This is a genomic window from Corallococcus sp. RDP092CA (assembly GCF_041903675.1).
Classification (GTDB): Bacteria; Myxococcota; Myxococcia; order Myxococcales; family Myxococcaceae; genus Corallococcus.
Genome location: NZ_JAYESI010000030.1, coordinates 12848 through 25310 on the forward strand (window position 1 = coordinate 12848; position 12463 = coordinate 25310).

Here is a 12463-nt window from a genome sequence, read left to right on the forward strand (position 1 = left end):
CTACTTCACCACCTTCTGCAACGCCGCCCTCGCGAGCACCGAATAGGGGTTCAGCTCCAGCACCTTCATCAGCTTCTTTCGCGCGAGGGGCACGTCGTCCAGGTCGATCTCGATGATGGCCGCGATGATCTGCGCCCGCTCCAGGTACGGATCCAACGTCAGCGCCTGCTTGAGCACCTTGCGCGCCGCGAGCGCCCGCTGCATCAGCGACCCCGGCGAGCCCCGGTACTTCGCCCAGGCGAGGTACGAGTAGTACTCGGGCTCGCCGCCGTTGAGCGCCACCGCCTCCTCGAAGCCCTGGATGGCGGCCTTGTAGTCGCCCCGCTTCATCGCGGACTCGCCCCGGCGCAGCGCCAGCTCCGCGTCCACGTTGATGGCGGTCGCCCGGCCCACCACCTCCTGGCGGCTGAAGAAGTACTGGAGGTAGGCGCGGCGCTTCTCGTCCACGCTCAGCACGCGGTACGCGGCGGACAGCTTCTCCTGCACCTGCTCCAGCAGGTCGCGCAGGTCGGAGATGTCGAACTCCGCGTAGGTGTCCGGGTGAAAGCGCATCGCCGTCTCGTGGTACGCGCGCTCCACCGCCTCCTTGTCCGCCGCGAGGTCCAACCCCAGCCCGCCGAAGTAGCTGCGCGTGATGATGCGCACCGCCCCCTCGCGCAGCGCCGCCGCCGTCTCCGGAGGCAGGCTCTTGCGCTTGCGCGGCGCGATGACGTCCGGCACCGCCGCCGCGCTCAGCACGTCCGACCCCGTCGCCACCGGCGTCGCGGAGAACGTCACGCCGCCCGTCAGCTTGAGGAACCACAGCAGCGTGTACGCCGCCCGCAGCTCCGCGCGCCCGTGCGCCAGCAGGTCCTTCAGCACGATGCGGCCATTCACCTGCATCGCCAGCTTCAGGTCCTCGGTGTCCAGCGCCATCGCCTGGAGGTCGCGCCCGAAGTCCGCCGAGCGCACCGGGTACTCGTTCACGTGCGCCTTGAGCGCGCCCGCCACCACCCGCAGCGGCATCCGGCGACGCGCGGCCTCCAGCAGCGGCGCCAGCGCGGGCTGGTCCACGGCGGCCACCTCGGAGGAGAACTCGTCGCCCGCGTAGAACGCGTAACGGCCCTCGCGCATGGCCAGCACGCGCCCGAGCCGTTCCCGCGTGAAGTCTCGCAGGAGCGCCAGCAGGTCCTCGCCCACCACCTCCACGCCCACGTCCGCCAGCGCCGCGCCGATGCGCAGCCCGGAGGCGAGCGCCTCCACCAGCGGCTGCTCCTGCGCCGGCAGGAGGACCTTTCGCTCGCACAGGTAGCGCGGCAGCGCGTCCTCCTTCGCGGAGGAGTCGAAGTTCACCGGTCCGCCGCGCAGGAAGAACACCCGGCGCGACAGGCCCCTGTGGGCCACCACCAGCACGCCGTCGCGGCGCAGCCGATACAGCGAGTGCAGGAGCGCCGGGAGCGGGAAGGCCCTCAGCTCCCCCGCCGCCACCGTGGGCCGGGACAGGGTGGCGGCCAGCCCCGTGAGCGGGATGGCCTGCGCGGCCTTCACCAGCGCCTCCAGGCGGGGCACCAGCTCGCCGGGCTTGAGCGGATCCGGGATGTACGCGTTGACCTTCAGGTCCAGCACCGACGCCACGCCCCTGGCCCGGCCCAGGTGCCCCTTGTCGATGGCCACGATGGGCACCCGCCCGCCCTGGCTGTGCCCTCGGATGAGGTGCACGACGTGCTGCCCCTCCACGCGCGGCAGGTCCACGCCCAGCACCACCACGTCCGGGTTGTCCGCCGAGAAGTGCTCCAACACCCGCACGGCGTCGTTCACCGCCCGAACGGTGTACCCGGCCTGCGAGAGCAGGCCCGTCAGGTGCTCCAGGGTCGGGGGGTGGCTCTCGGCGAGCAGAAGCGTCTTCAAGGGGGCCGCAGTCTACAACCTCCCTCCCTCCGCGCATCAGCTACGATGAGGGTCTTGCCTCCCATGACGCAGCCATCCGCCCCCCGCATCCTCGTCGTGGCCGGCGAGGCCTCCGGCGACACCCACGCCTCGGAGCTCGTCGCCGCCCTCCAGGCCCTGCGCCCCGACCTCACCTTCTTCGGCATGGGAGGCGCCCGGCTGGCCGCTCGAGGGGTGGAGCTCATCCACGATGCCCGGGAGGTCTCCGTCATGGGCATCACCGAGGTGCTCCCCCGCATCCCCCGCATCCTGCGGATCATGAAGGACCTGGCCCGGGCCGCGGAGGAGCGCCGCCCGGCCTGCGCCATCCTCGTGGACATCCCGGACTTCAACCTGCGGCTGGCCAAGAAGCTCAAGGCCCTGGGCATCCCGGTGGCCTACTACGTGTCCCCCATGATCTGGGCCTGGCGCCGGGGTCGCGTGCGCACCATCCAGCGATTGGTGGACCGGATGCTCTGCATCCTGCCCTTCGAGGAGGACTTCTACCGGGAGGCCGGGGTGCCCGCACGCTACGTGGGCAGCCCCGTGCTGGAGCAGATGCCCAAGGCCGCCAGCGCCCGCGAGTTCCGGCGGCGCCTGGGTCTGGCGGAGGACGCGCCCACGCTCGCGCTGCTGCCCGGCAGCCGGATGAGCGAGATCCGCCGCATCCTGCCCACCCTGGTGGGGGCCGCGAAGCAGCTGGCCGCCGAGCGGCCGGGGCTCCAGGTGGTGGTGCCGGTGGCGCCCACCATCGCGAAGGAGGAGATCACCTCCCGCTTCGAGGGCAGCGGCGTGACGCCGGTGCTGGTGGACGGGCGCGCGCCAGAGGTGGTGGGCGCGAGCGACGCCGCGGTGGTGGCCTCCGGCACGGCGGTGCTGGAGGCGGGGCTCATGGAGCGGCCGCTCGTCGTGGTGTACCGCGTGTCGAGGGTGACGTACTGGGTGGGCCGGCTGATGTTGAAGGTGGCCTTCGTGTCGCTCATCAACCTGCTGGCGGGCCGGCGCGTGGTGCCGGAGCTGCTCCAGGGGGACATGACCCCGGAGAACATCGCCTCCGAGGTGCGGCGCGTGTGGCTGCCGGGCGAGCCCCGCGACGCCATGGTCCAGGGCCTGGCGGAGGTGCGCGGGCGGCTGGGCGAGGTGGGGGCGGCCCACCGTGCGGCCCAGACGGTGCTGGAGCTGCTGCCCCCTCGCGTTGTCGCCTGAGCGGGAGAACCGACCGGGTTGGCGCCGGTTCTGCTGTTCCAGCGCCGGGATTGGGATATGTCCGCCGGGTCATGAACCGTGCGCTGGTCTGCATCCCCACCTACAACGAGCGGGACAACATCGGCCCCATCACCCAGGCGGTGCTGGCGGCGGATCCCCGTGTGGACATCCTCGTCGTCGACGACAACTCGCCCGACGGGACGGGGCAGCTGGCGGACGAGCTGGCCGCGAAGGAGCCGCGCGTGCGCGTGCTCCACCGCGAGAAGAAGGAAGGCCTGGGCCGCGCGTACCTGGCCGCCTTCCGGTGGGCCCTGGCCGAGGGCTACACGTACATCCTGGAGATGGACGCGGACTTCAGCCACGACCCGCGCTACCTGCCCACCTTCCTGGACGCCGCGGAGGGCGGCGCGGACCTGGTGCTGGGCTCGCGCTACGTGGACGGCGGCGGCACGGTGAACTGGGGCGTGGGCCGGAAGCTCATCAGCCGCGGCGGCTCGCTGTACGCGCGCAGCATCCTGGGCGTGGACGTGCGCGACCTCACCGGCGGCTTCAAGTGCTTCAACCGCCGGGTGCTGGAGCGCATCGACCTGGACGCGGTGCGCAGCACCGGGTACGCGTTCCAGATTGAGTTGACCTACCGCACCCTGCGCAACGGCTTCACCGTGCGCGAGGTCCCCATCGTGTTCGAGGACCGGCGCGTGGGGCACTCGAAGATGAACAAGAAGATCTTCGTCGAGGCGCTGGGCATGGTCTGGAAGCTGCGCTTCACGGTCTGAGTGCCATGTCGATGTCCGGAGTGGTGTCCACCTTCCTCGTGTCGCTGTCCGCCATCTTCTTCGTGGTGGACCCCATTGGCGTCGTGCCGCTGTTCCTGGCGATGACGGCGGGAGACTCCAAGCAGCAGATACGGAGCACCGCCCTGCGCGCCTGCCTGGTGGCGTGCGGGCTGATGCTGTTCTTCGCCGTCTTCGGCCGCGTCATCTTCCACGTCTTCGCGGTGTCGCTGGGCGCCTTCCGCGTGGCGGGCGGCATCCTGCTCTTGATCACGTCCCTGGACATGCTGCGCGCCCGCCCGTCCTCCACGCGCACCAGCCCGACGGAGGAGGAAGAGGGCGTGGTGAAGGAGGACGTGGCCATCGTCCCGCTGGCCATCCCGCTGCTCGCGGGGCCGGGCGCCATCGCCACCGCCATGGTGCTGATGGCGCGCTCCGGGACGTCGCTCGCGTCCGCGCTGCCGGTGGTCGCGGCGGTGGTGCTGACCTTCACCTCCACCTACTTCATCCTCAACGCCTCCAGCCTGGTGCAGCGGGTGCTGCGTCAGTCCGGCGTCGCCATCCTGGAGCGCGTGTCCGGCCTCATCCTGGCCGCCATCGCGGTGCAGTTCATCGCGGACGGGGCGAAGGACCTGCTCAAATAACGTCCGCGCCCGCCACCCAGACGGCGCCGTCCTTGCGCACGGTGCCCTGCGGGCGGCCCTCCATGGTGAGGTGCTCCGGGCTGGAGCGCTGCGCGTCGTACGCGTAGCCGCCCTGGACCTCCTGCAGGTACACCACCACCGCGTCCACCACGTTCTCCTGCACGACCTTGAACGAGTCGTTCGCGCACTGGGGCTCGCCGGTGAAGAAGCGCTCCAGGGAGTCCTCCTCCGGGTGGCGCACGTAGACGACCACGGGAGCCCTCTCCTCCTTGCCCTCGGCGACGAACTGCTGGATGGCCCGCGAGGGCGCGGGCTGCCGCATCAGCGCCTGGAGGAGCGTGCACTTCTCGTCCTCGGCCTCCACGCGCTGCGCGAGGGGGACCGAGTGCGCGCAGCCCACCGTCCCCAGCAGGCCCAGGCCCGCCACGGCGAGCGCCCGACAAATGTGACGAAGTTCCACCATGTGACACCTCATGGCTTGCGCCAGCGAGGGGCGAAGGGCGCGTTCGTCAGGGACGGGTCCTCCACCGCGATGATGTATTCGGCGCGGCGGTTGGCCGCCTCCGCCGTCTCATCCGGCGTGGGCACCGCCGGAGACTGCTCACCAAAGCCCTCGTAGAACACTGGTACCTTCAGGCCGCGTTGGCGGAAGTAGGACGCGATGCTCTTCGCCCGCTTGAGTGACAGCTCGCGGTTGTCGTCCGCGCTGCCCACCGTGTCGGTGTGCCCGAGCACGTACAGGCGCAGCGACGCCCAGCGCCCGTATTTATTCAGCGCGTCCGTGATGCTCTTGTAGCTGGCGTCCAGCTTGCCCTTCTCCGACGGGGGGACGTCCGAGCGGCCAGACGCGAAGCCCACCTCCTCGTGCGGGATGTCCACCTGCCACGGGTAGAGGTCCACGCCGGTGTAGAAGTCGGACGTGTCGTAGGCGCGGAGGCGGATGCGCATCACCTTGCCCTCCGCCGGCAGCCACTTCACCTCCAGGGGCGTGCCCGCGGGCGCGCCCTTGAAGTCCACGTCGCCCGCGAAGGCCGTCTTGCCGGTGTCCATCATCACCGTGACCTCCGTCTTCGCGGCCGGGCGGGACAGCGTGAAGCGCAGCTTGCGCCCGGGCACGTCCACGTCCTCCGGGCGCACCTCCAGCTTCAGCGGGCCGTACAGCTCCGTGTCGAAGGCGAGCGGCATGCTCCCCGGCTCCGCCCCGCCCGGGAACCGCACGGTGAGCTCGCCCTCGTAGTGGAACTTCCCCTCCGGCTGCTCCAGGGCGATGCGGCGGGTGACGCCTGGCTTGCCGCCTCCCTTGAGCTCCACCGCCTTGCCGTCGCCGCGCTTGAGCTTCACCTCGAAGCCGTCGATGGGCTCGTCGATGTGGATGACCAGCGTGGGCACGCCCTCGCCCAGCGCCGCCTTGCCCTCCAGCGACACCCGGATGGCCTCCGCGGAGGCAGGGAGCGGCAGGCCCAGCAGGGCCACGAGAGGTAGGAGTCGAACGGACATGCGGCGTCAACCTCGGCGTCGCGGGGGAGGTGGTGAGGCAACTCCAGCCCGGGAGAGTGGATTCCCGAGGAAGCCTACCGCACGCCCACCAGGGTGATGCCTCGCGCGGTGGCCCCCGCGAAGAGGGCGGGTGCGTCCAACAGCACCGTGCGCCCTACCTCCAGCGCCAGCACCCGGGCGCCCACCTCCGCCATGACCTCCAGCGTGCGCGGGCCCGCGGCGGGCAAGTCAAAGCGCAGGTCCTGCCCCGGCTTGCAGCGCTTCACCACCACCGCGCCCGGGCCGCCCAGCTTCGCGCCCCGGCGGATGGTCTCGTCGGTGCCCTCGACGGCCTCCAGCGCCAGCACGTGGCCGTCGCGCACCACCACCGTCTGGCCCACGTCCGCCTGCCCCAGGAGCACCGCCACCTCGCGGCCCAGGGCCACGTCCTTCTCCTGCGAGGGCTTCAGCGCGGGGCCGGCCAAGTGCCCTTCGGGGCAGAGCACCTCTCCCAGGAAGTCCGTGGGCGCGATGATGGTGATGCCCTGCGCCTCGAAGTCCGCGGCCACCGCGCGCAACAGCGCGTCGTCCCGGAAGCTGCGCAGGCGGGAGATGATGCGCACCGCGCCCAGGTCCGGCCGGGCCTCCGTGAAGGCGCGCACGCGGCCGATGCCGCCCGCCATGGCCGCCCGGGTGACGCCCGCCTGGCGGAACACCTTCTGGATGCGGCCCACCTGCCCCACGCGCACCCAGGCGAAGTGGGCGACCTCGCGCTCCAGCGCCGGGTCCGTCTCTCCCCGGTGCGCCGCCACCACGACCTCCAGGCCGCGCGCACGGGCGGCCCGGGCGAAGAGGAAGGGAAGCTGGCCGTTGCCCGCGATGAGCCCGATGCGCTCCACCCGCTCCACTCCAATCCCGCGCGAAAGGGCCTAGCGCGTGACGCCGCGCTTGCTCGTCTCCACGAACCGCACCAGGTGCTCCACCTCCGGGTGGCCGGCCAGCTCCGCGCGCAGCTGCGCGAGCGCCTCCTGCAGGCCCAGCTTGGAGCGGAAGAGGATGCGGTAGGCCTCCTTCACGCGGCCGATCTGCTCCTCGGTGAAGCCGCCGCGCTCCAGGCCCACGGTGTTGAGGCCCACCAGCGTGGCCCGGTCCCCCTGCACGGTGCAGTACGGGGGCACGTCCATCGTGACCATGGAGCCGCCGGAGATGAACGCGTAGCGCCCCAGCCGGGTGAACTGGTGCACCGCGACGAGGCCCGAGATCTTCACCGCGTCCTCCACCACCACGTGGCCCGCGAGCGCGGCCCCGTTGGCGAGGAGGACCTCGTTGCCCACGACGCAGTCGTGCGCGACGTGGCTGTTGGCGAGCAGCAGGTTGCGGTGGCCGAGCCGCGTGGCGCCGCCGCCGGACACCGTGCCCAGGTTCACCGTGACGAACTCGCGGATCTGGTTCTCGTCACCGATGACGAGCTCCGTGTCCTCGCCCGCGTACTTCAGGTCCTGGGGCGCCGCGCCCACGGAACAGAACTGGAAGAGGTGGTTGCGCTCGCCCAGCGTGGTGCGGCCCTCGACGACGACGTGCGGCCCGATGCGGGTGCCCGCGCCGATGACGACCTGGGGTCCGATGACCGAGAACGGCCCCACCTCCACGGTGTCGTGGAGCCGGGCTCCCGGATGGACGACCGCGGTGGGATGAACCTGCGCCATGTCCTTCTCTCCTCAGCAGCGCGCGTGACACGCCTTACGGCGCCGCGCCCTCGTCGCCCTTGGCGGCCTTGTTCTTGTCCACCACGGTGGCGAGGAACTCCCCTTCCGCCACCCTGGCGCCATCCACCGACGCCACGCCCTTCGTCTTCCAGATGGCGCCCTTGTGGCGGATGACTTCGATGTCCAGCTGGAGCCGGTCCCCGGGCACCACCGGCTTGCGGAAGCGCGCGTTGTCCACGCCCATCAAGTACGTGACGAGCCGCGTCGGGTCCATGGCTTCCGTCTTATACGCAAGGATGGCCGTCGCCTGGGCGAGCGCCTCCAGGATGAGCACGCCCGGCATCACCGGGTGCCCCGGGAAGTGGCCGTTGAAGAAGGGCTCGTTGATGGTGACGTTCTTGTACGCCGTGAGCTTCTGGCCCGGCACGATTTCCACCACCCGGTCCACCAGGAGGAACGGGTAGCGGTGCGGCAGCAGCGCCTGGATCTCGCCAATGTCCATCATCCGCCCTTCTCCTTCTCCAACAGCTCCACCCTCTTGCGAAGGGCGCGCACTTCCTTGAGCAGGTCCGCCAGCTGTCCCGACGCGGCGCTGGCGCGCAGCCAGTCCTTGTGGGGGATGGCGGGGCTGCCGCTGACCACCTGGCCGTCCGGTACGTCATGGGCGACGCCGGACTGCGCGCCCACCTTGGCCAGGTCTCCCACGCGGATGTGCCCCACCACGCCCACCTGCCCCGCCAGCACCACGCCGGTGCCCACCTCCGCCGAACCCGAAACGCCCGCCTGCGCGCAGATGAGCGACAGCGGCCCCACGCGCACGTTGTGGGCGATCTGCACCAGGTTGTCGAGCTTCGTCCCCTGGCCCACCACCGTCTCACCCACCGTCGCGCGGTCGATGCAGGTGCAGGCGCCCACCTCCACGTCGTCCTCGATGCGGACGATGCCCACCTGGGGAATCTTGAAGTGGCGGGGGCCGGCCTCGCCCTCCGCGTCGAAGGCGAAGCCGAAGCCGTCCGCGCCCACCACCGCCGAGGCGTGGAGGATGACGCGCGAGCCCACCACGCACCGCTCGCGCACCGTGGCGTGCGGGTAGAGCACGCAGTCGTCGCCGACGCGCGCGTCCTCGCCCACGTAGGCGCCGGGGTGCAGCACGGTGCGGGCGCCGACGTGGGCGCCCCTCTCCACCACGGCCCCGGCCTTCACCGTGGCCTCCGGGTGCACCGTGGCCTCCGGGTGCACGTGGGCGGCCGGGTGGATGCCCGCGGGGGGCCGCGTGGCCGGATGGAACAGGGCGAGGAGCTTCGCGTAGGCCAGGTGCGGGTTCGCCACCCGCACCAGGGCCACCCCGTCGCGAGCGGGGACCTCCCGCCCCACCAGCACCGCCGAGGCGCGGGTGGCCTCGAACTGCCGGCGGTAGCGGGGATTGCCGTAGAACGACACCTCCCCGGCCAGGGCCTCCTCCAGGCCGTTCAGGCCATGGACGAGCAGTCCGGGGTCGCCGAAGAGCTCACCCCGGACGTGGGCGGCGATGTCCCCCAGCCGGTGCGCGTTGGGTGCGGAAGGCACGGGGGTGTCCGGCGCCTACTTCTTGACCGGGGCGTCCTTGGCCGTCGGCGCCGCGGGCTTCTTGGTGCTGTTGTAGTTGCGGACGACCTCGTTGGAGATGTCGTACTGGGACAGCGCGAAGACGATGCCCGAGTCCCGCTTGTCCAGCACGATGCCCAGCCCGTCCCGCTCCGCGATGGACGCGATGACCTGGTCGATGCGGTTGACGATGGGCTCCATCTCCTGCCGCTCCTTGTTGGCGGCCTCGGCGCGGCTGCGCTCGTACTTCTGCGCCAGCTCCATCACCTTCTTCTGGAGCTCGGTGGCCTTCTGGGTGCGCGTGGCCTCGCTCATGGCGCTGGCCTGCTTGTCCAGGGTCTCCTTCTCCTTGCGGAGCGTCTCCTGCTCCTTGTCGATCTCCTTCTGGCGGTCCTCCAGCCACTTCTGGAGACGGGCCTTCGCGGCCTTGCCATCGTCCACCTCCAGCAGCACGCGCTGCAGGTCGACGTAGGCCACCTTGAGCTCGGCGGCGGAAGCGGCCACCGGGAGGGCGAGCGACAGGACAGCGGCGGTGGCCGCCAGGGTGCTTCGAAGCGACATGGGTTACGGCTCCTCGGAAAGGGTGCTGCAGGCTCCGACGTCCACCCTCCCGGCCTGTTCACTTCCACCCCGGGGGGTGGAGGGAGGCCGGCCGGGAAGGCGGCTGGGGTCGATGCCTATCAGAAGAAGTTACCGATGGTGAACTCGAACAGGATGGGGTCGTCCGACGGCCGCTTGGTCAGCGGGATGCCCCACTCGAAGCGCAGGGGCCCGATGGGCGAGAACCAGCGGAAGCCGAAGCCCGCGGAGTGGAAGAGCCCCAGGGGCAGCTTGTCCTGGCGGTCCTCGAAGAACTTCTCGTTGGAGCCGAAGGCATTGCCGGCGTCGTAGAAGAGCACGCCGCGCAGGCCGGCCTTCTCGAAGATGGGGAACTCCAGCTCGAAGTTGAAGATGAGCTGCTTGTTGCCGCCCACCCGGAACTCGGTGACGTTGGCGTCCGGGTTGTCCGCGCGCGGCACGAGCAGCGTGGGGCTGATGCTGCGCAGGTAGTAGCCGCGGATCGTGTTGATGCCGCCCACGTAGTAGAGCTCGCTGATGGGCAGCGGCTTGCTGGAGTCCAGCTGCTGCACGTAGCCCAGCGTGGCGTTCGTCTTGAAGACGAAGCCCAGCGGCAGGGGGAAGTACAGGCGCGAGTACGCGGTGTAGCGGTTGAAGAGGAACGTGCCGCCCAGGAACGAGGGCGCCGTCTCCACCGAGCCGTAGTGGATGAAGCCGCGCGACGGGAAGAGGCGGTTGTCGCGCCGGTCCCAGGACACGGACAGGCGCAGCGCGCTGGTGACGCCGGACTGGAACTGGTTGGCGAGCAGCACCGCGCCGATGCCCTGCCCCGCCTGCACGTCCACGTACTCGCGCGAGTAGCCGACGGTGGCGAGCACGTCGTCCACCAGCTGGCGGCCCAGGGAGACGGTGCCGCCCGTGGAGTTGCGGATGAAGCCCTCGTAGTCCGCCTGCACGCGGAAGAACTCCGCGGACAGCAGGTAGTTCGTGTCCAGGAAGTACGGGTCGTAGAACGACAGCTGCACCAGGGAGCGCAGGCCCGAGATCTGGGCGGACGCGGACACGCTCTGGCCCCAGCCGAGGAAGTTGTTCTGCGACACCTGGGCCGTGAAGATGAAGTTCTCCACGTTGGAGAAGCCGAGGCCCACCTGGAACGTACCGGTGGCCTTCTCCTTCACCTCCACCTGCAGCACGATGGCGTTGTCCGAGCTGCCCGGGTGCTGGGTGATTTCGACGGTCTCGAAGAAGCCCAGCGCGGTGACGCGCTCGCGGCTGCGCTTCACTCCGGTGCCGTTGTAGAGCTCGCCTTCGTAGACGCGCAGCTCGCGGCGGATGACCTTGTCGCGCGTCTTCGTGTTGCCGACGACGTCGATGCGCTCGATGTTGACGAGCGGACCCTTCTGGATGTCGAAGGTGAGGTCCACCGTCCGGTCTTCCGCGTTCACGGAAGTCACGGGGTTGATGTTGGCGTAGGCGTACCCCTTGTCGAAGTACACGTCGGAGATGTTGGAGATGTCCGTGGAGAGCTGGCCGCGGTTGAAGCGCTCCTTGGGGCGCGACTTCATCAGCTTCAGCAGCGCTTCCGGCGGGCGCTCCAGGTCCCCCGCGAAGTCGATCTTCCCGATGTCGTACGGCTCACCCTCGGTGATGTGCAGGGTGATGTAGATGTCGCGCTTGTCCGCGGACAGCTGCACGGTGGGCTTGTCCACGCGCACGTTGATGAAGCCGCGGTCGTAGTAGGCGATCTGGATGACGGCGAGGTCGCGCTGGAAGGCCTCCTCGCGGTAGGTGCCCTCGCCGGTGAAGAAGGACAGGAAGCCGCCCTCCTTGGTGATCATCACCGCCTTGAGCTCGTCCGCAGACACCTGCTCCGCGCCCTGGAGGGTGATCTGCCGCACCATCACCTTCGAGTGCTCGTTGATGACGTAGACGACGTTGACCGCGGCGCCGTTCTCCACCGGCTCCAGCCGGTACGTCACCTCCGCCAGGAAGTAGCCCTTCTCGACGTACTTCTCCTGGATCTTCTTCTGCGTGGCGCGCACGGCCTCGATGTCGAGGATGGTGCCGGCCTTGAGGTCCAGCTGCTCCTTCAGGTCGTCCGCGCTGAGCTCCTCGTTGCCCTGAAGCTGCACGGCGCGGATGGTGGGGCGCTCCGCCACGCGCACCACGTAGGCGATGCCGTTGGCCAGGTGCTGCGCGAGCAGCTGCACGTCCGAGAAGTAGCCCAGGGCCCAGATGGCGCGGAGGTCCTCCGCGGAGCGCGTGAGCGGGTCACCGACCTGCGTGCGCAGGACGCGGCGGATGGCCTCCGACTCCACCCGGCGGTTGCCCTCGATGCGGATCTCCACCACGCGGTCCGAGGCAGAGACGTCCCCCCCCTCCTCCGGAGCTTCGGCCAGCGGCACGTCCGCGCCGGCGGAGGTGCCCGCGTCCGGAGGCGACACGGGCGTGGCGGCGGGGGTGGACGGGGGGACGACGGCGGGCGAGCCCGCGTCCACGTCCACCTGGGCGTAGGCAGGAACCGGCCCGAGCGCCCACAGGGCGACCGCCAGCAGCGGGAGCAATGACTTGCGCAGAACGGTGAGCCTCAAGTGCAGTCCGGCCAGGAAAA

Annotated in this window: 12 protein-coding genes; 3 read left to right on the forward strand and 9 right to left on the reverse strand. The window is 70.4% G+C overall.

Translation table 11 applies throughout. From position 1 onward, the window contains the following. Positions 1-1887 (reverse strand): DUF4388 domain-containing protein, encoded by a 1887-nt coding sequence (locus tag U8525_RS26635; protein ID WP_374269308.1) that lies wholly within the window; start codon positions 1885-1887, stop codon positions 1-3. Positions 1888-1950: 63 nt separating this feature from the next. Between U8525_RS26635 and lpxB the strand changes: the two genes are divergently transcribed. The 3 genes from lpxB (at position 1951) to U8525_RS26650 (ending at position 4528) form a co-directional block, all read left to right on the forward strand. Then, a complete protein-coding gene (gene lpxB, locus U8525_RS26640) occupies positions 1951-3111 on the forward strand; it encodes a lipid-A-disaccharide synthase (RefSeq protein WP_374269309.1) in 1161 nt (386 codons plus the stop codon). A 71-nt stretch (positions 3112-3182) separates the two neighbouring features. Next, positions 3183-3887 (forward strand): polyprenol monophosphomannose synthase, encoded by a 705-nt coding sequence (locus U8525_RS26645; protein ID WP_374269310.1) that lies wholly within the window; start codon positions 3183-3185, stop codon positions 3885-3887. Positions 3888-3892: 5 nt separating this feature from the next. After that, the gene (locus tag U8525_RS26650) at positions 3893-4528 is read left to right on the forward strand and encodes a MarC family protein (RefSeq protein ID WP_374269312.1); all 636 of its coding nucleotides are present in this window, start codon (positions 3893-3895) and stop codon (positions 4526-4528) included. On the opposite strand, the gene U8525_RS26655 is transcribed toward U8525_RS26650, so the two are convergent. From U8525_RS26655 to bamA, 8 genes are all read right to left on the reverse strand, one after another. Beyond that, positions 4521-4991: a hypothetical protein gene (locus U8525_RS26655; protein ID WP_374269314.1), complete on the reverse strand. Its 471-nt coding sequence runs from the start codon at positions 4989-4991 to the stop codon at positions 4521-4523. The two genes, U8525_RS26650 and U8525_RS26655, sit on opposite strands and share 8 nt — an antisense overlap. Before the next feature lie 8 nt (positions 4992-4999). Beyond that, a complete protein-coding gene (locus tag U8525_RS26660; protein WP_374269315.1) occupies positions 5000-6025 on the reverse strand; it encodes an OmpA family protein in 1026 nt (341 codons plus the stop codon). Between the two features lie 74 nt (positions 6026-6099). After that, positions 6100-6903, reverse strand: coding sequence for an LpxI family protein (locus U8525_RS26665; RefSeq protein ID WP_374269316.1), 804 nt, complete (start codon positions 6901-6903; stop codon positions 6100-6102). A gap of 30 nt (positions 6904-6933) precedes the next feature. After that, the gene (lpxA, locus tag U8525_RS26670; RefSeq protein ID WP_374269318.1) at positions 6934-7710 is read right to left on the reverse strand and encodes an acyl-ACP--UDP-N-acetylglucosamine O-acyltransferase; all 777 of its coding nucleotides are present in this window, start codon (positions 7708-7710) and stop codon (positions 6934-6936) included. A gap of 34 nt (positions 7711-7744) precedes the next feature. Beyond that, complete coding sequence (fabZ, locus tag U8525_RS26675) at positions 7745-8215, reverse strand: 3-hydroxyacyl-ACP dehydratase FabZ (protein ID WP_374269320.1); 471 nt, start codon at positions 8213-8215, stop codon at positions 7745-7747. After that, the gene (lpxD, locus tag U8525_RS26680) at positions 8212-9276 is read right to left on the reverse strand and encodes a UDP-3-O-(3-hydroxymyristoyl)glucosamine N-acyltransferase (protein ID WP_374269322.1); all 1065 of its coding nucleotides are present in this window, start codon (positions 9274-9276) and stop codon (positions 8212-8214) included. The genes fabZ and lpxD overlap by 4 nt, the downstream gene beginning before the upstream one ends. 15 nt (positions 9277-9291) lie before the next feature. Next, positions 9292-9855: an OmpH family outer membrane protein gene (locus U8525_RS26685; RefSeq protein ID WP_374269324.1), complete on the reverse strand. Its 564-nt coding sequence runs from the start codon at positions 9853-9855 to the stop codon at positions 9292-9294. A 119-nt stretch (positions 9856-9974) separates the two neighbouring features. Next, complete coding sequence (gene bamA, locus U8525_RS26690; RefSeq protein ID WP_374269326.1) at positions 9975-12443, reverse strand: outer membrane protein assembly factor BamA; 2469 nt, start codon at positions 12441-12443, stop codon at positions 9975-9977. Positions 12444-12463 lie beyond the last annotated feature (20 nt).